At 27.7% G+C, this 19,706-nt stretch carries 18 protein-coding genes; 16 read left to right on the plus strand and 2 right to left on the minus strand.

What is annotated here, in order from left to right; all coding sequences use genetic code 11:
• The first annotated feature begins 4 nt into the window (after window positions 1–4).
• The 15 genes from yajC (at window position 5) to ACNI3D_RS03435 (ending at window position 14,775) form a co-directional block, all read left to right on the plus strand.
• Window positions 5–274 (plus strand): preprotein translocase subunit YajC, encoded by a 270-nt coding sequence (yajC, locus tag ACNI3D_RS03365; RefSeq protein WP_129100596.1) that lies wholly within the window; start codon window positions 5–7, stop codon window positions 272–274.
• Between the two features lie 74 nt (window positions 275–348).
• Window positions 349–1,917 (plus strand): protein translocase subunit SecD, encoded by a 1,569-nt coding sequence (gene secD / locus ACNI3D_RS03370; RefSeq protein ID WP_129100597.1) that lies wholly within the window; start codon window positions 349–351, stop codon window positions 1,915–1,917.
• A complete protein-coding gene (gene secF / locus ACNI3D_RS03375) occupies window positions 1,917–2,888 on the plus strand; it encodes a protein translocase subunit SecF (protein WP_419768243.1) in 972 nt (323 codons plus the stop codon). Before secD ends, secF begins: the two co-directional genes overlap by 1 nt.
• Before the next feature lie 454 nt (window positions 2,889–3,342).
• Window positions 3,343–3,780 carry a hypothetical protein gene (locus tag ACNI3D_RS03380; protein ID WP_419768244.1) on the plus strand — a complete coding sequence of 146 codons (438 nt, stop codon included), beginning with the start codon at window positions 3,343–3,345 and terminating at the stop codon, window positions 3,778–3,780.
• A gap of 62 nt (window positions 3,781–3,842) precedes the next feature.
• A complete protein-coding gene (locus ACNI3D_RS03385; RefSeq protein ID WP_419768977.1) occupies window positions 3,843–4,094 on the plus strand; it encodes a pentapeptide repeat-containing protein in 252 nt (83 codons plus the stop codon).
• Window positions 4,095–4,096: 2 nt separating this feature from the next.
• Window positions 4,097–4,576 (plus strand): hypothetical protein, encoded by a 480-nt coding sequence (locus ACNI3D_RS03390; RefSeq protein WP_419768245.1) that lies wholly within the window; start codon window positions 4,097–4,099, stop codon window positions 4,574–4,576.
• A 119-nt stretch (window positions 4,577–4,695) separates the two neighbouring features.
• Window positions 4,696–5,154 (plus strand): hypothetical protein, encoded by a 459-nt coding sequence (locus ACNI3D_RS03395; RefSeq protein WP_419768246.1) that lies wholly within the window; start codon window positions 4,696–4,698, stop codon window positions 5,152–5,154.
• A 92-nt stretch (window positions 5,155–5,246) separates the two neighbouring features.
• A complete protein-coding gene (locus tag ACNI3D_RS03400; protein WP_013134466.1) occupies window positions 5,247–5,591 on the plus strand; it encodes a DUF6394 family protein in 345 nt (114 codons plus the stop codon).
• Window positions 5,591–8,056, plus strand: a complete 2,466-nt coding sequence (gene leuS / locus ACNI3D_RS03405; RefSeq protein WP_419768247.1) for a leucine--tRNA ligase — start codon at window positions 5,591–5,593, stop codon at window positions 8,054–8,056. Before ACNI3D_RS03400 ends, leuS begins: the two co-directional genes overlap by 1 nt.
• Before the next feature lie 2 nt (window positions 8,057–8,058).
• Complete coding sequence (gene lptE, locus ACNI3D_RS03410) at window positions 8,059–8,589, plus strand: LPS assembly lipoprotein LptE (protein ID WP_419768248.1); 531 nt, start codon at window positions 8,059–8,061, stop codon at window positions 8,587–8,589.
• Window positions 8,579–9,748 (plus strand): bifunctional folylpolyglutamate synthase/dihydrofolate synthase, encoded by a 1,170-nt coding sequence (locus ACNI3D_RS03415; RefSeq protein WP_419768249.1) that lies wholly within the window; start codon window positions 8,579–8,581, stop codon window positions 9,746–9,748. The genes lptE and ACNI3D_RS03415 overlap by 11 nt, the downstream gene beginning before the upstream one ends.
• Window positions 9,732–10,646, plus strand: a complete 915-nt coding sequence (locus ACNI3D_RS03420) for a M23 family metallopeptidase (protein WP_129101974.1) — start codon at window positions 9,732–9,734, stop codon at window positions 10,644–10,646. Before ACNI3D_RS03415 ends, ACNI3D_RS03420 begins: the two co-directional genes overlap by 17 nt.
• Window positions 10,592–11,050 (plus strand): bactofilin family protein, encoded by a 459-nt coding sequence (locus ACNI3D_RS03425; protein WP_419768250.1) that lies wholly within the window; start codon window positions 10,592–10,594, stop codon window positions 11,048–11,050. Before ACNI3D_RS03420 ends, ACNI3D_RS03425 begins: the two co-directional genes overlap by 55 nt.
• Entirely contained in the window at window positions 11,019–13,139 is a 2,121-nt protein-coding gene (locus ACNI3D_RS03430; protein ID WP_419768251.1) for a TOTE conflict system archaeo-eukaryotic primase domain-containing protein, read from the plus strand. Before ACNI3D_RS03425 ends, ACNI3D_RS03430 begins: the two co-directional genes overlap by 32 nt.
• A 7-nt stretch (window positions 13,140–13,146) precedes the next feature.
• Window positions 13,147–14,775 (plus strand): cation:proton antiporter, encoded by a 1,629-nt coding sequence (locus tag ACNI3D_RS03435; RefSeq protein WP_419768252.1) that lies wholly within the window; start codon window positions 13,147–13,149, stop codon window positions 14,773–14,775.
• Between the two features lie 17 nt (window positions 14,776–14,792).
• Here ACNI3D_RS03435 and olsF read toward each other — a convergent pair whose 3' ends face one another.
• Window positions 14,793–16,499, minus strand: coding sequence for a bifunctional ornithine lipid synthase OlsF (gene olsF / locus ACNI3D_RS03440; RefSeq protein ID WP_419768253.1), 1,707 nt, complete (start codon window positions 16,497–16,499; stop codon window positions 14,793–14,795).
• 120 nt (window positions 16,500–16,619) lie between these two features.
• Between olsF and ACNI3D_RS03445 the strand changes: the two genes are divergently transcribed.
• Window positions 16,620–17,327, plus strand: coding sequence for a DUF445 domain-containing protein (locus tag ACNI3D_RS03445; protein WP_419768254.1), 708 nt, complete (start codon window positions 16,620–16,622; stop codon window positions 17,325–17,327).
• A gap of 76 nt (window positions 17,328–17,403) precedes the next feature.
• Here the strand turns inward: ACNI3D_RS03445 and ACNI3D_RS03450 are convergent, their stop codons facing one another.
• Window positions 17,404–19,671, minus strand: coding sequence for a methyl-accepting chemotaxis protein (locus ACNI3D_RS03450; RefSeq protein ID WP_419768255.1), 2,268 nt, complete (start codon window positions 19,669–19,671; stop codon window positions 17,404–17,406).
• Between the last annotated feature and the right edge of the window lie 35 nt (window positions 19,672–19,706).

Genomic DNA, 19,706 nt, shown 5'->3' on the forward strand with positions numbered 1-19,706 from the left:
TACCATGGGTCAAAGCGGTGACTTAATAAGTTCATTATTACCTCTTGTTGCATTATTTGCAATATTCTACTTTTTAATTATTAGACCACAACAAAAGCAAGCTAAACAGCATAAGCAAATGATTGCGGATTTGAAAAAAGGTGACAAGATTGTAACAAATGGTGGCTTAATCGTTGAAATTTCAAAAGTTGAAGAGACTTCTTTAACTGTAAAAAATGTAGATGGTTCAGAAATGAAATTAGCAAGAGAGTTTGTAGCTAAACTTGCTGAATAAAAATTAGACATGTAAAACTTTTTACATGTCTTACCACTTACCTTTATAAACAACTTACTATTTAAGGATAAAGATTGAAAATCTTAAATTATAGACTTATAATATTTATATTAAGCATTATTTTTGGTGTCGCATTTTCTATGCCATCATTTCTTCAAACCAATACAGGTAAAAAAATCTCTTTAGGACTTGACTTACAAGGTGGACTTCATCTTTTATTAGGTGTAAAAACACAAGAAGCAGTAGTTTCTAAAATCAAATCAATAGCAGCAACAGTAAAATATTATACTGATGATGAAGATATATTGATTGAAGATTTATCAATAAACCCAGATAGTGTAAGCTTTATTATACTAGACCCAGATGAAGTTAAAAGAGTTGATGAGATGCTTAAAAAAATCAAGGGCTTAGTTATTTCAAAGAGTGAAGATAATAATTATGAATTAACTTTAACTCCTGAAGAGATTGCACTTACAAAAGATCAAGCTGTTTCACAAGCTGTTGAGACTATTAGAAATAGGCTTGACCAATTTGGTTTAGCTGAACCTACTGTTGTTAGACAAGGGACAACTGATATTGTTGTTGAACTTCCAGGAATAAAAACTCAAGCAGATGAACAAGCAGCAAGAGAACTTATCTCAAAACCTGCAAACTTAGAACTTATGGCAGTAGATGAAGATAGAGCTGATCAAGTTTATACTATGAGTGGTTCTGAAGCTTCACAATATGGAGATATTATTTTAGAAGATGCAAATGAACCTGCTAAAAAATATCTTGTAAAAGAAATACCAATCTTAAATGGAAGTCAAGTAACAGATGCACAAGTTTCTTTTGACCAGTCAAATCAAGCAATTATTAATTTTACACTAAATTCTATTGGTGCAAAAGTTTTTGGTGACTTTACCGCAAAAAGTGTTGGGAAAAGACTTGCTATTGTTTTAGATGGAAAAGTTTATTCTGCACCAAATATTAGAGAGAGAATTGGTGGAGGAAGCGGACAAATTTCTGGTGGATTTACTGTTGTAGAAGCTGGAAATGTAGCAATTGCACTTAGAAGTGGTGCTTTACCTGCTTCTGTTGAATTGTTAGAAAAAAGAAGTGTTGGTCCATCTTTGGGAGCTGATTCTATTAAATCTTCAATGATAGCATTAATTGCTGGTTTTGCTTTAGTTGTTGTGTTTATGATTGCTTATTATGGTATGGCAGGTGTTGTTGCAAATGTAGCACTTGTAACAAATATATTTATTATAATAGCTATAATGGCTATGTTTGGAGCAACCTTAACTTTACCAGGAATGGCGGGTATTGTATTAACAGTAGGTATGGCTGTTGATGCCAATGTTATTATCACAGAGAGAATAAAAGAACTACTTAAAAATGGAGTATCTATTACAAAAGCTATAGAAGATGGTTATTCAAATGCAATGAGAGCAATCTTAGATGCAAATATTACAACTTTACTTGTGGCAGTTATTCTTTATGTATATGGAACAGGACCTATTAAAGGGTTTGCTATTACTATTTCTATTGGTATATTAGCATCTATGTTAACTGCAATACTTGGTACACATGGTATCTATGAGTCTTTATTACCTAAGATGAATAGAGAGAAAAATTTAAGAAAATGGTTTGGGATGAAATAATGGAATTTTTTAAAGGCGATAAAATATATAATTTTATGGGTAAGAGATTACCATTTTTAGGTTTTTCTACTATTTTAGTTGTGGCATCAATTGTATTACTTTTTACAAAAGGTGTTAACTTTGGTATTGATTTTGCTGGTGGAACTTTAGTTCAAGTAAAATATGACAAAGCTGCTCCAATTGATAAGATTAGAGATATTTTAAATAACACAAAAGAGTACAAAAATTCTTCAATCACAAAGTTTGGTAGTGATGATGAGATAATTATTAGAGTAACAACATCAACAAATAGTGTATCAAGTGACTTAAGTGATGAGATTAGAAATGTATTAGCAGATACTGGAAAATTTGAAATAAGAAGAGTTGATATAGTAGGACCAAAAGTTGGTGGTGAGTTAAGAGAAAAAGGTTTGATGGCATTTGTTTTATCACTAATCGTGATTATGATTTATGTATCTTTTAGATTTGAGTGGAGATTTGCCCTGGCTTCTATTTTAGCTTTAGTACATGATGTTACTATTGCTTTAGGGGCAGTGAGTCTGTTTGGTATAGAGGTAAACTTAGATATCTTAGCAGCTATTCTTACACTTTTAGGATACTCATTAAATGATACGATTATTGTATTTGATAGAATTAGAGAGGGTGTTCAAACTTCAAAAGAGAGTGACCTTTCAACAGTAGTTAATGATTCTGTTTCAAGAACACTATCAAGAACTACTCTTACATCATTGACAACTTTCTTCGTTGTTGCTACTTTATATTTCTTTGGTGGAGAGATTATCAATGGTTTTGCCTTTACTTTATTAGTGGGTATTATTGTAGGTACTTATTCATCTATCTTTATCGCAGCTTCATTTTTAGTTCAATTAAAATTCTCTATTGAGGATTTTAGAGCTAAAGAAGTTGAGAAGATTAAGAAACAAAAAGAGAAGGAAAAGATGAGGGCGATGTTTGAGCAGGGAACTGTCTGATAAGAGTTATCTTTACATCATCTTTTAAATTTATTGAGCGTTGGAAATTTATTTTCAATGCTCATGTACTAATTGTACACTCCGCTTGAAAATAAACTTCCTCCTCCACTAAATTCAAAATCTAATATAAATATAACTCTTATAAGAAAATAAAACCAAAAAATGAGAAGATACAAATAAAGAAGTTTTAGTTTGAAGTGTCTAGCTTTTAAAGATGTGAGCATTTTCAAAATCGCGTGAAGAAAAATCTATATAAATTCGTAAAGAAATTACAACTGTTTGAGACGGAGGTACGGAGTCGAGTTTTGTAATTTTAGAATTTCTATATATTTTTTAGCTATTTTGGAACTTGTGAACGCTTTTCTTTTGCGAACTTTTCTTTATAAAAAGAAAAGTGGAAAGTATCAAGAATAGAAATGTATAATATAACTCAAAAATAACTAAAGAAATAATTATGTCTGAAATTAAAAAATATACATGTAAATGTGAAAATTGTAGAAGAGAGTTTTCTGAAGAAGAATTTAGTTTTACGAATGATGAGAATAAATGTATTTTACATTGTGAAAAAGATATGTATTCTCATAACAATGAAAATTATGATGAATTAAATAAATATTCAAAGAAACTAGAATATTTCTCTGATTCCTTAAAAAAACTAGCAATAGAATATAAAAAAAGTAGTGAATATGAAAATGGCTATTTTCTTGAATTAAAAAAATTAATTTACCCATTGCATAGTTTTGGATATTTTGAAGATATAAATGTTCATTTTGAAGATTGTAAATTTATAAATGATATTGTATTAAGCTCAAAAGATGGGGCATTATACAATTTTTTAATTGTGATTTTTATTCTAATTTTATACTTTCTGGTGATTTTGATAAAGAATTAATAATTAGAGACTGTAGTTTTCACAAATCAGAAAATAATAATGTTAAATTTAATTTTGCTGGAATTCATTTTAGAAAGTATGTAGATTTAAGAGAATGCAAATTTTTTAGAAAAACGGACTTTTATAATTCTACTTTTGAAGATAATGTATATTTTAATGATTGTTTTTTTGAAAGTAAAATAGATTTACAAAATACAATTTTTTATAAGAATGTTAATTATCTTAATATAAAAGTAAATGATGGCGTTGAAAATAGAGAAACAGCAAGAATAATAAAAGACTCTTTCGAGCAACAAAATAATATTATGCTTTAGAAATGAAAGAAAGAGAGAATGAATTAGAAGAAGATAGAAATAAAGGTAAAAACTTTTTTGAATGGTTGATTTTTAAAGTTCATGGATTATCTTCAAATCACTCACAAGATAGCCTATTATCACTTTTTTGGATATTTTCATTCACTTTTTCATTTTTGACAATGCAATTTCTTAATTATAATTATTTATCCAATATTTTAGAATACATTTTAGTTGATATATTTATATTTGGTATCTTTTTTTATGTTAGTTATTTAATTATTGAATATGAAAGAATAAATAAATTTTGGTATGTAGGAATCTTTTATTTTATTTATGGATTATTTTCAAAAGATTGGTTATTAAAGAAATTTTCGAATCAAATTAATCTATTATCTATTAAAGAACATTTAACTTTTGGTACATTAATTTACAAAATAATAATCGCATATCTAATCTACCAACTTATTATTTCAATAAGACAAAACACAAGGCGGAAGTGATTTATAATGTTGTTTATTAATACAAACTAAAAATTTGATTACTATTTTAATATAATTTTAAAAATAAGAGTATAGAATATAACATAACATAAAAAATTTATACTATATGGGAAAAGTACATGAGCATTAGAACTACTTTTGATAAAATAACTTCGAACAACTCTGAGAGTTGGAGTTTAGCCCTATTTTGGATAGTTATATTTGAAATACTTGCAACTATGATTGAATACTCTTTTGTACATCAAACACCAGATATTATGATGCATATTCCTGATGGAATTTATTCTGAGATAATTATTGGATTAATAGTTACTGTATATATTTGGTTGTGTATGTATAATCTTGTATTTTGGGATAAGACTTCTATTTTATATCTTATTTTATTTGGATTTATTGGAATTTATTTGATTACTACCCATGATTTTGTTTTTGATTTATTTATAAAAAACATAAATATATTTAGATTGATTCAAAGTGATACGGGAATAAATTTGATTATTCAATTATTTTTCAAAATCATAATTTTCTATTTGATATACCAACTAATCAAATCTCTTCGAACTACAAAAACTTTATAAATTATAGTTCTAATTTTTAGAACTATAAAAGAGCTTTTTTATCATACTTTAGCTATTATAATTGCTTTTAGAAATACTTTAAAAGGATAATCATGGATTGGGGTAAAGTAACCTATATATTCTTTTCACTAATGTCTTTAACTACAACGGCAGGGTTTTTATATGAACCAAACTCTTTAGCACTATTTTTAGCAGCTGGGGTTAATGTAATATCTACTATTTTAAAATTAGGTGTTAGAAACTTATTATCTGCAGAATTACTTGCAAGTTCTTTAGTTGCTGATTTACACTTGATACCTGCGTTTATGGTTCTTACTTTTATGGGTGATGAAAGATTGGCTATAGCTCTTGCTATTGGAGCAATTGTTGCAAATATATTCTCAATAGCCTTAGCACTAATAGAAAGTGCAAAAAGTCAGGAAAAGGATGAGTTTTAATGGAGTATAATCCACAAGAGATAGAAAAAAAATGGCAAAACTACTGGTTAGAAAACAATAGTTTTGAACCAAGTGATGATACAAAAAAAGATAAAAAATATATTTTAAGTATGTTTCCATACCCAAGTGGTAGGATACATATGGGACATGTTAGAAATTATTGTTTAGGTGATGCATTTGCTAGATTTTTTAGAAAATCAAATTTCAATGTATTACATCCAATTGGTTGGGATAGTTTTGGAATGCCAGCTGAAAATGCTGCTATAAAACACAAACTTCATCCTAAAAAATGGACTTATGAAAATATAGATTACATGAGAAAAGAGCTTCATGGTTTAGGTTTAAGTTTCTCAAAAAACAGAGAATTTGCCACTAGTGATGAACTTTATACAAGATGGGAACAAGAGTTTATTATCAAGATGTATGAAGATGGACTTTTATATAAAAAATCAACTACAGTAAATTGGTGTGAGCCTTGTCATACAGTTTTAGCAAATGAGCAAGTAGAAGATGGTGGTTGTTGGAGATGTGGTACTCCTGTAGAGCAAAAAGAGATGCCAGGTTATTATGTGGCAATTACAAAATTTGCTCAAGAATTACTTGATGATTTAAAAGATCTTGAAGGTTCATGGCCATCACAAGTTCTTACTATGCAAGAGAATTGGATAGGAAGAAGTGAAGGTTTAGAGTTTTCATTTGAACTTACAAAAGATGCAAGATACAAGTTAAATAAAAATTTTGCTTCATTTGATGTATTTACAACAAGACCCGATACTATTTATGGGGTTTCATATACAGCTCTTTCACCAGAACATCCAATAGTAAAATATTTAGTAGAAAATGAATTATTAGATGAAAATAAACTAAATAAAATAAAAGCTATGCAAAAAGTAAGTGAAAGAGATAGATCAATTATGCCTAAAGAAGGTGTTTCTTTAGAATTAGATGTTCTTCATCCACTAACTGGAAAAACAATTCCAGTATGGGTTGCAAATTTTGTATTAGTATCTTATGGAAGTGGTGCAGTTATGGCTGTACCTGCCCATGATCAAAGAGATTTTGAATTTGCACAAGAGTATGACTTGCCAATTAATCAAGTAATTGTAGGGAAAGAGGGTATTATCTCAAATATGAGAGAAGCTTATACTGAACCTGGAACTCTTATTAATTCAGAAGGTTTTACAAATTTAGATAATAAAAAAGCACAAAAAGCAATAATTTATCATTTTGAACAAAACTCTTTTGGAACAAAAAAAGTTAATTATAAACTAAGAGATTGGGGAGTTTCTAGACAAAGATATTGGGGAGCACCGATTCCATTTATTCATTGCGATTCTTGTGGTTTAGTTCCTGAAAAACTTGAAAACCTTCCAGTTGCCTTACCAGAAGATGTTGAGATTACAGGTGAGGGGAATCCTCTTGATAATCACCCAATATGGAAACACACATCTTGTCCAAAATGTGGTAAACCAGCATTAAGGGAAACAGATACTCTTGATACTTTTGTTCAATCATCTTGGTATTTTTTAAGATATGCAACAAATAATAAAAAATGGAATAGTGTAGGTATTGCAAAAGAAGATAGTGATTATTGGATGGATGTTGATCAATATATTGGTGGAATTGAACATGCAATTTTACATCTTCTTTATTCAAGATTTTTCACAAAAGCTTTAAATAAACTAGGATATACAAACTCAAAAGAGCCATTTAAAAGACTTCTTACTCAAGGTATGGTTTTAAAAGATGGAGCAAAAATGTCAAAATCTAAAGGCAATGTTGTAGACCCTGATAAAATTGTTGAAAAATATGGAGCTGATACAGCTAGATTGTTTATGCTTTTTGCTGCGCCTCCTACTAAAGAACTTGATTGGAATGATAGCGCCGTTGATGGAGCATTTAAATTTATCAAAAGATTTACAGCAAAAGTTGAAATGGCTGAAGGTATTTCAATAGATGAAATAAATTCAATTGACCATGATTCTTTGAGCAAAGAAGAAAAAGAAGCTAGAAAAAAAGTTTATGAAGCCTTACAAAAATCAAATGAAGTATTTTCTAAGACTTATGCTTTCAATACTTTAATTGCAGCCTCAATGGAAGCACTGAATGCTTTAAATGCACAAGATAACAAAACTATTTGGGCAGAGGGATATTATATTTTAACAAATATTTTAGAACCTATTATTCCTCATCTTTGTTGGGAATTATCAAATGAGTTATTTGAATTAAAAAATTTCAATAATGATGTAAAAGTAAAAGAAGAGGTTTTTGTATCTGATACTATATCAATAGCTATCACTATAAATGGTAAAAAAAGAGCAGAGATAGAAGTTGCCCCAAATGCTTCAAAAGAAGAAATTTTAGAAATAGCTAAAGAAGCATCTTCTAAATGGATTGATGGTAAAGAAATTATAAAAGAAATAGTTGTTCCAAATAAATTGGTAAACTTAGTAATTAAGGGATAATTATGAGATTAAAATCAGTTGTATTAGCAGTTTTGATTGGGTTTGTATTTGTATCTTGCGGTTATAAACCAGGTTCATATTATGCAAAAAAAGAGATTCAAGGAAATGTATTTGTTGACTTAAAAGTTAATATAGAAGATCCAAAGAACTCAGTATTGATAAAAGATGCTATGAATGAACTATTGGTTCATAAATTAGATGCAAAATTAGTGAATAAGAAAGAACTAGCTGATACAATTGTTGTAATAAGATTAAACTCTACTGGTTTTTCTACTTTACAGTACGATACTGATGGTTACTCAAAACTATATAAAGCAACATCAACTATAAATGTTCAATATAACAATATAAAAGAAAAGTTAAAAAGAAATTTTAATGTTTCTGGTACTTATGATTTTTCTATTGATAGTGGTGGAACAATTTCTGATAGTAAAAGATTTGAAGCAATTAAGGCTGCAAGTTCAAAAGCTTTGGATGAAGTTATTTCGAAAATAGCAATATTATCATTTAAAAAACCTGACCTTGAAGATTAATTTTAAAGAAATACCTTTAAAAGAGTTTTTACAATATAAAACTATGTACTATGATAAAATAGATTTTACCATAGTACAAAACTCTTTTGAAGTTTTAAGAAAAAGCATAAAATTGCCCTTTCTTGTACATATTGTTGGAACAAATGGAAAAGGAAGCACTGGAAGATTTTTAGCTAAATACTTAACAAGTATTGGTAAAGATGTTCTACATTATAGCTCTCCCCATATAACAAACTTTAATGAAAGAATTTGGATAAATGATTTTGATGTAAATTATTCACTACTTGATGAAGCTCATCTTTTTTTACAAAATATTTTAGATGTCCATTTACTAGAAAAATTAACATATTTTGAGTACACAACACTTTTAGCTTTTTATTTAAGTTCTAACCGAGATTATCTTATTTTAGAAGCTGGACTTGGAGGAGAATTTGATGCTACAAATGTTGCTATAAATGATTTGTCACTTATAACTACCATTGACTTAGATCATCAATCATTTCTTGGAAATAGTATAAAAGAAATTTCTTTAACAAAAATGCGTGCTTGTGATAAAGTAATGATTGTCGGCTCTCAAATACATGATGAAGTCTATTTACATGCAAAAACTATTGAACAAGAAAGAAACATAAAGTTACTATACCTTGATGATTTTAAAATTGATGTAAGTAGTTTAAAAAACTTTTTCCCAAAATATTTATTAAAAAATATCTCTTTAGTAATAAGTGCACTAAAATATTTAAATTTTGATTTAGATGTCAAAAAATTTGAAACTATGAAATTAAATGGTAGATGTGAAAAGTATAAAAATAATATTACTTTAGATGTGGGACATAATCCTCTTGCCGCAAGAAGCATTTTAGAAGAATTTAAAAATAAGAAAATTAATTTAGTTTATAATAGTTATGCAGATAAAGATTATAAAAAAGTTTTACAAATATTAAATCCTATAATAAAAAAGTTGTATATACTACCTTTAGATGATAAAAGAGTAGTAAAAAAGAGTGATTTAATGAATGTTTGTGCTAAATTGAATATAATAACAGATGTATTTAAAAATGAAATAAATGAAGATGAAGAGTATTTAATCTTTGGTTCATTTTTGGTAATTGAAAAATTTTTGAAAATTGAGAAAAGTTTAGATGAAGATATTAAATAATAGATTAGTAATTACAGTTTCTGATGTAAATAGTACTAAATCCTACAATATTCATCAACTTTTTAAAAAAATAATTTTTATAGCAATTATAGTTGCCTTTATTGTAATTGCAGGTTCTTTTTGGTTTATTTCTTTTTTATCAAATGAAATTAGTGATTTTAAAAGTAAAAAAGAGAAAGAAATATCACTTCTGACAGAAAAAGAAAAGAAACTACAAGCTCAAAATCTTTTTTATTCAATGAAAATCAAGGGTAAAGTTAAAGACATCGAAGAACTTAGTAGTAAATTAGATAGTATTGAAGAAATAGTTGGTTTAAATAGAGATGCAAATGAACAAATAGCAATTACAAAGGCAACTTTAACTAAAATAACACCAGCTCAAAAAATGTATATGTTATCAACTATTCCAAATGGTGCTCCTTTACAAAGAATTAGTGTATCAGCTAATTTTGGATATCGTATTCATCCAATAACCCATGAAAAGAAATTTCATAGGGGAATTGATTTAAGAGCACACATTAAAACTTCAGTTTTTGCAACAGCAGATGGAGTTGTTAGGTATGTTCAACCACAGAATACAGGAGATTATGGAAGAGTTATAATTCTTTCACATAATTTTGGATTTGAAACAGTATATGCACATTTAAGTGCTACTAAAGTTAAACTTGGTGATGTAATTAAAAAAAATCAGGTCATAGGTATGACTGGAAATTCTGGAAGAAGTACAGGTCCACATTTGCACTATGAAGTAAGATATGCAAGTATGGTCTTAAATCCTAGGGATTTCATAGATTGGAATTTGAAAAAATATGAATCAATATTTAGTAAACAAAGGAGAGTACAGTGGGAGTATTTGGTAAATCTGATAAAAGAACAACAGAAGCTGGAGCAACTATAATCGCTAAAGGAACTTGCATCATTGGTGGGATTTCTACTCAAGGTACAGTTCATATAGATGGAAAATTTGAAGGTGTAATACTTGAAGCTGATGCAATTTCAATTGGGAAAACAGGTGAAGTAATCGGTGATATTAAAGCAAATCATGTAGTTGTAAGTGGTTTTTTTGATGGTAAGATTGATTGTAATGTTATGCAAGTATTAGCAGCAGGAAAAGTTATTGGTGATTTTACTTATAATGATTTGATTATCGAAGAAGATGCTAAATTTGAGGGAAGAGTTATTCGAAAAAATTCTGAACTGAAAAGTAGATATAATGAAATAGAGAATAGAATTGGTGGTTTTGTATCAACAAAAGAAGAAGATATTTCATATGAAAAACCAACTACAGAAAAGATTAAGTAAGCTCTACGAAGACAAACTAAATATTGAAAAAGAGATAGCTCTATTAGAAAAAGAACTAAATAAAAAAGAGTTAAATAAAGATGAAAAGATTGATTTATTTAGAGCTTTGTTTATTTCTAGAGCAGATGTATACTTAAAAAAATGGGTTAGTAAAGACTCTTCAAAAGAGTCTTATTTCCCAGTTACTAAAACTTTCCAAGGAAGTGATTATTTACCTCTTTTAAATGAAGATATTGAACAACATTTAAGGGGTAAAGTACAACTTTCAACTTATAATATTTCTATAAGCAACCAATGTAAATATGGTGTTTTAAAAATCTCAAAAAATGATATTTCAAAATTAGAAGCAACTTTACTACAATTAAATTTAATTGGCAATTATCAGTTTGACTCATATAATGATATTTTGGTTTGGTTTTTTTATGAAGAGAATATTCAAGCTCGTGATACAAAAGAGTTTTTGCAAAATATAATCAAAAATGCGAATATAAGTGCAAAAATATATCCAAATGTAGATTTTGTCAATAGTTCAAAATTTGGTTCATATATTGAATTACCTTTGCATTTAAAATTAAGACAGAGTAATAAAACTGTCTTTTTTGATTGTAATAGTTTACTGCCCTTTGAAGATCAATGGAATTATTTGGAAAATGTACAAAAAATACCTAAAAATTTAGTATTAAAAATAGCAAAATCAAATGAACAAAAATCTCTTCAAAGTTGGGAAAAGCAAAGTGTAAATAGTGTTGAATATCCAACTTTTCCATTAGAGATTACCATTTATGATTATGTATATATAAAAAGCAAAAACTTATCAAAATCATTTTTAAATGAATTGAAAAATTTAGCCGTTTTTGATAATCCTCAAATAAAGATTCTTTTGAGTTTAAGAAAACCACTTTTTAATACTCCAAAACAGATAAAAAACTATGAAGAAGATGAAATCTATTTAAAACTTCCAAGGGGAGTTTTAGGTTTTGTTTTAAGAATTCTAAAACAAAATGGTGTTAAATACACAATTGATGATAAAAGAGTAGAAAATAAACAAGAATATCCAAAAGTAAAATATGAACTAAGAGATGATCAAAATTTAGCTATATCAAAAGTAATTAAAAAAGATTTTTCTATTTGTGTTGCACCTCCTGGTTTTGGTAAAACTTTAATTGGTGCCAAGATGATAGAGTTAAGAGGTGTAAATACTTTAATTATAGTAAATAAAAATATGCTTTTAGATCAATGGATTCAAAGATTTGTTGATTATTTTGGAATGAATAAAAAGGATATAGGTTTTTTAGGTAAAAGTAAAAATAAATTAACTGGGAAACTTGATATTGCTACCATGCAAAGTTTGAAAAACCAACCAGAACTTATAAATAACTACTCCTTTGTAATAGTTGATGAGTGTCATCATATCCCAGCTGTTACTTTTGAGTTAATAATAAAACTTTTTTGTGGTAAATATGTCTTAGGGCTTAGTGCAACACCCAACCGCAAAGATGGTTTAGAGCCAATACTTTTTCAACAATTAGGTCAAATATCATATGAATATAAGAAAAAAAGAACACTTACTCATAGAATAAAAGTTATAAATACTGATTTTAAAAGTCAAGCAGATAATTATGCTCAATTAATCAATGAAATTACAATAGATAAAAATAGAAATGAATTGATTATAAATGAAGTAAAACAGTACACTAATAGAAAGATATTGATTTTAACAGATAGAATTGAACACATAAATATTTTAGAAGAATTATTAATAAAAAATAATTTAAAATATGTTAGTATACATGGAAGTTTGAGTAAAAAAGAGCAACAAGAGAATTTAGAACAAATAGAAAACAGCAATTTAATTCTTGCCACAACTTCTTATTTTGGAGAGGGAATAGATTTTCCTCATCTAAATACAATAATTTTTGCAACACCAATTTCTTATTATGGAAGATTGGTTCAATACTTAGGTAGAGTAGGGAGAGATGGACAGGAGTGTTTAGCAATTGACTTGCTTGACTCAAAAAATGCAATGTTAAATTCAACCTTTAAAAAAAGGCTTGAAGGGTATAAACAAATGCATTATAAAATTTATTAGGATTTATATGTTAGGAATAATTGTAGCTACAATTTTTATTGCAATATTTGTGAACTTATTATTGAAGAAATTCCAATTACCAACTATTATTGGTTATATATTCACAGGTACAATCATAGCTTATTTATTTGGCTTACATGAAACAGCAGTTAATAATCATGATTTAAAAGAGATTGCGGAATTTGGTGTAGTATTTTTAATGTTTACAATTGGATTAGAATTTTCAGTAAATGCTCTAATACGAATGAAAAGAGAAGTATTTTTCACAGGAACTTTACAAATTATTGTTACAACATTAATTGTTGTTCTTATCTCTTTTTACATTTTAAATTTTGATTTTCAAACTTCTATGATAATAGGAACAGCCTTATCTTTATCTTCAACTGCTATTGTTTTAAAAACATACAATGAAACTAGAGATATTAAAAAAAGACATGGACAAAGGGTTTTGGGAATTTTGATTATGCAAGATATTGCAGTAATCCCAATACTTTTAATGATATCGATTTTTACAACAAACTCTGAAAATAGTGTTTTATACATAGTTTTACAAACAACTATTGCAGCGGTTATTTTGATTGGAATATTATATTTAAGTGGAAAATATTTACTTGAGCCATTTTTAACTCATGTTAGTGAAACAAACTCAGAAGAACTTTTTGTGGGATCTGTTTTATTAATAGCAATAGGAGCTTCATATATGGCTCACTATTTTGGATTTTCTTATTCACTTGGAGCTTTTATTGCTGGTATGATGATTTCAGAGACAAAGTTTAAACATCAAGTAGAATCAGATCTTATCCCATTTAGAAATTTGTTATTAGGGGTATTCTTTGTAACTGTTGGTATGCAAATAAATTTTGAAATAATTTATTTACATTTATTTACAATATTACTTTTATTACCTATTTTGATGGTTTTAAAATATTGCATAATTTATTTAATAGTTAGACTTGATGATACAAAAAGAGTAGCTTTTAAAACTGCTTTTTCATTGATTCAAATAGGTGAATTTTCCCTAGCAATATTAGAGTTAGCAAGAAGTGCAAACTTGTTAAATGCAACTCATACACAAATTTTAATTGTAACTATTGTTTTATCAATGATTTTAACTCCCCTTGCACTTAAAAACTTATCAAAGATTGCAAGTTCTTTATTACCAGATGATATTATGGATACTACTAACACTCTAGCTGTTGATAAAGATTTAAAAGGGCATGTAGTAGTTCTTGGGTATGGGCACTTGGGACAAGAGATTGTACGGGAGCTAAAAGAGCTTAATAATGATTATATTATTATAGAAAACAAAATTTTATTCTATAAAATGGGAAAAGATGATAATGAACCTATTATTTTTGGAAATGCAGCACACAAACATATTTTAGAATCTGTAAATATTAGAAGCTCTTGTGCCATTATAGTAGCCATTGATAATCCAGCACAATTAAGAATTGTTTGTGAAAGTATTAATGAATTGACAAAAAATACTAAAACAATAGTAAAAATTACAAAAACAGAAGATATGAAAAATCTAGAAGGTTTACACTTAGAACATATAATTGTTGATGACCAAGTAGTCGCAAAAGCTCTTGTTGACGAAACTAGAGTTTGCAGTATTGATTTTTCACATAAATAAGATACTTTTTAAGTATCTTATTTCATATATCTAGATTTTTGTTTATCTTTTACTTTATTAATTTCAACTACAATCAGACCATCTACGCAGTTTGAAAAATCAGGGTCTACATTAAAACCTTGAAAGTTTACTCCCCCTTCTTCACAAAGTTCAGAATATTGTTTATATAGTGTTGGTACTGCAATTCCCATATTTGAAAGGGCTGTTTTTAATATTTTAAAATCATTTTTTTTATCATTTAATTCAAACATCATTTTTAGTGATTTTAAATCAATAGAGTATTGATATGGAATTTTTGATTCTAATAGAACTTTTTCACTTGAATAATAGTGTGAATAATAAAATACAAGCATATCTTTTGCAATCTTAGGTAATGAGGCTGAAATAGATACAGGGCCATACATGTATTTTATTTGCGGATAAGTTTTTAAATATGCACCAATCCCATACCAAAGATAATCTAAGGCACGACTACCCCAATATTTTGGTTGAACAAAACTTCTTCCTAGTTCAATTGAATCATCTAAATAAGTAAGAAATTCATCTTTATACTCAAATAAGGTACTTGAATAAAATCCAGAAACTCCTAAATTGCTATTTATAAATTTACCATTTCCAATTCTATAAGAACCTACAATTTCTAAAGCTTCTCTATCCCATAAAATAATATGTTCATAATAAATATCATATTTATCAGTATCTCTTTTTTTATTTATTCCTTCACCCACACTTCTAAAAGACAATTCTCTTAGTCTTCCAAGCTCTTTTAAGACAATTGAATCATCAGTATAGTTATATAAATATATAACCTTACCATCTGAAGTTTCCCCAATAATCTTTGAATTTTTTAATTCATTCATGATGTCTTGTCTACTCTCAGGGTGAGCAATTGCCTTTTGAGTTACAAAAAAAGATCTTTTACCTTTTCTTAGTGCATATAAGTGTTTTTTGTATAAAGTTAAAAGATATTTTTTATCTATTCCTTTTGGCATAATATTTTCTGTTGGAATAATCTCACCAATTTTTATACTTATTCTTTTTGATTTTTTTTTAAACATTTCATGGGATAAAAGCAGAGTTGAAAATGTCTTATTCAAGATAGAAATTGTATAAAATATTTTAGAGTTTTTACCATCAACTAATATTGGTAAAATCGGTGCATTACAATGTTGTGCAAAACTTAAAAAACCTTTACTCCATACTGGATCTTTTATTCCTTTTGGTGTTGCTCGGCTAACTTCACCTGCTGGAAAGATTATGATAGCTTCATCATTATTTAGTGCATCATAGATAGCTTTGATATCTTTTTTACTTTGTCTTCTTTTATAATTATCAATTGGTACAAATAAAGAACTAAGTGCTTCAATTCCCGCTAAAAAATCATTTGCAACAATCTTTACATCTTTTCTAACTTTTCCTACAAGTTTCAATAAACATAAAGCATCCAATCCCCCTAAAGGATGATTTGCTATGATTACCACTTTTCCAGAACTTGGTATATTTTGTATATCATTACTAGAAACAGTATAGTCAAAATCAAAATTATCTAAAACAGCATCTACAAATTCAAAACCTTTTTTATGTGCATTTGTTTGTAAAAACTCATTAATAGAGTCTTCATGTACTACTTTTTTTGCAAGTGTAATTAAAGATTTATTTATAAAAGATGATTCTAAATCAAGTTTTGGAAATTTTTTCTTTATCTCTTTTTCTACATTAACCATTTGTGTCCTTTTGTTATTTGATATTTTATATTTAAATGATTACATGATGGTTACTCTTTTTTTTCTTTTTTCTTTTGTTTGTTTATGGTAAACTCCACAAAAAAGTTAAAGGAGAAGTTTTTGAACAAATCATTAGTTACAAATTTATTATCTTTATTGGTAGTTATTTTAGGTTTTGTTTTAAAACAAGATATGCTTTTTATGGTGGGACTTTTTGCTTTAAGTGGAGCTATAACAAATGCTCTAGCAATTCATATGCTTTTTGAAAAAGTTCCTTTTTTATATGGTTCTGGTGTCGTTGAAAATAGATTTGAAGAGTTCAAAAAAGGAATTCATTCTTTAATAATGGAACAATTCTTTACAAAAGAAAATTTGCAAAAATTCTTTGAAGAAGAGCTTACTTCAAAAAAATCAAATTTTGACTTATCTCCAATATTAGAAAAAACAGATTTTACACCAGCTTTTGACTCACTAAAACAAGCAGTTTTAGAATCTCCATTTGGAAATATGTTAGGAATGTTTGGAGGAGAGTCTGCTTTAGAGCCTTTAAAAGAGCCTTTTGTAGGGAAACTAAAAGGTGCCATTGTTACTATTTCAAAGAATGAATCTTTTCAAAACTCTTTACATGAGAGCTTAGGTTCATCAAATATAAGTGATGATATTTATGAAAAGGTTAGTTTAATAGTAAATAGTAGACTTGAAGAACTAACTCCTGTGATGGTTAAAGAGATTGTTCAAAAGATGATTAAAGAGCACCTTGGCTGGTTAGTTGTTTGGGGTGGAGTTTTTGGTGGACTTATTGGTTTCTTTTCAACTTTAGTAAGGTAGTTTTTATATAAATGTGAATAACACTTTTTTATAAGTGTTTTTCACATAAGCTTACTGTAAAAATTTAGAATAAATATTAACCTAAATCTTTACCATTAAAATTATTTTTATTTACTCCTATAACAACATTATCAGATATCTCTTTAGTTCTCTTTGCAATTTCATTTGTTTCTTCTGCAATAGCCGCATTTTCTTGAGTAACTTTATCAAGCATATTAACTGCATCTGCAATTTGTTGTATTCCTAAGTTTTGTTCATTTGCTGCTGTTGCAACATCATTAATTAATTTACTAGTTTCTATAATTCTATTTTCTAAAGCAGTAAATCCTTCAATCATATTAGAACTAATATTTTTACCATTATTAGCTTTTTCTGTAGCAGTTTCAACTAAACTTTTTATATCTTTTGCAACTTCTGCACTTCTTGAGGCTAAGTTTCTCACTTCTTGTGCAACAACAGCAAACCCTTTTCCAGCTTCACCAGCAGTTGCAGCTTCAACTGCTGCATTTAGAGATAAAATATTTGTTTGAAATGCTATTTGATCAATCATAGTTATAGCTTCACTTATATTTAACACTGTATTATTTATATCATCCATAGAAGTAGCTGTATCTGTTGCTAATTGTTTACCTGTAGTAGCTGAATCTTTTGTCTCATTTGATATTGAATGCATCTGTTGTGCTTTAATATTTGTTTGTTCAATATTACTTGTAATTTCTTCAATTGAAGCAGCTGTTTCTTCTAATGACGCAGCTTGTTTAGTTGCATTGCTACTAATTGTTCTAACACTATTTGATAGATTATCAGCACTTTGTTTTAAAGAAACACCATCTTCTTGACTATCTTGTAACATTTTTGTAATCATTTCATTCATGTGAATGATTTCTTTACCTATCTTACCAGAATCAGTTCCAAGTTTTATAGTAAAATCTCTATTTGAATAACTCTCTAAGGTATGAATAATTTTATTTATATCTTTACCAACTTGGTGTTCTAATTGTTCTAACATATGATTTAATATCTCTTTTAATTCATTTAATGAATCAGTAGAAGTTATTTTTGTTACTCTACTATCAAATTTCCCTTCAGTAATGGTATTTGCAATACCTTTAACATCTTCAATTAGAGCCATATCTTGTTGTGTAGCTGTTTTTATATTTTCTACATTTTCGTTAATAGAATGAGCCATTCTTCCAAATTCACACGTCGTATTTATATCAATCTCTCTTGTTGCAGATTTCTTTGTATTTAAGAATTCAAAAAAACTTTCCAAGCCAGATGATATTTTTTTAAGATAAATATTTAATTGTTTAACTGAAAGTAGAATAATTATTGCAATTACAATTAGACTTATTATCGAAGATATAATAGATACATTCCTGATAAAATTAGCATTTGCAAGGTACTCTGCTTTTGGTGCAGATATAATAAAAGTCCAATTTGTATCCGTATCTTTTAAACTAAATGGTTGAGAATAATAAATTGATGATTGTCCAGTAATAAGTGAATCTTTAAAGAAAAAATAAGATTCTCCTTTTTTACTTTTCTCAAGTAACTCTACATAATCTTTATCATTTTTTATAATATCAAGCATTTTCTTATTTTGAAGTTCTTTTTTTGGATGGCCTATTATTATTCCATTATTGTCAATAATAAATCCATATCCATTTTCATATAGTTTGACACGAGAAGCTAAGTTAGATAAACCCTTTAAAAGAAAATCAATTCCAGCAGCACCAATAAATTCACCATCTTTATACATAGGAATAGAAACTGTTACGACTAATTGGTCAACACCATCAATTTTCCAAAAGTATGGTTTTGTTAAGAAAGGCTTACCAACTATTTTAGCACCCTGAATCCAACCTATTTTTTCATCATAAGGAGTACCTGGAGCAATAACTATTCCATGTTCAGATTTTGAAGTAAAGGGATGAAAAATTCCAAGTTTATTATAAAAACTTCCTTCTTGTGGATTTTCTACTTTTGCTGTTAATTTTTCACCATATTTAGGACTATACCAAATACTATTAATGGTATCATTTTGATTTAAAATAGATTTTTGCAAAGAAATCATTCCTTCTGGATCTATTTGTGCATTATTAACTGCTGCTGCTTGTATTCTTGCGGCAAATACTTGTGCAACAGAAATTGCTTTATCCATTTCTCCTTTAATTTCAATTGCATTTTTTGAAGCAAATGTTTCTCTAAATGTTTCTGCATCATTTTGTGCAGCTTTGTAAGAATAATTTACAATAACTAATGAAAAAAGAGTTACAACAATAAAAACGGTTCCCAGTATTTTTAGTAGAAGTTTTTTCCCAAAACTAGATTTTTTTTCCAAAGTAATTCCTTTTGATAAATAATATTATAATTTTA

The organism is Arcobacter siniprincipis (SeqCode), assembly GCF_048571125.1.
Lineage (GTDB): Bacteria > Campylobacterota > Campylobacteria > Campylobacterales > Arcobacteraceae > Arcobacter > Arcobacter siniprincipis.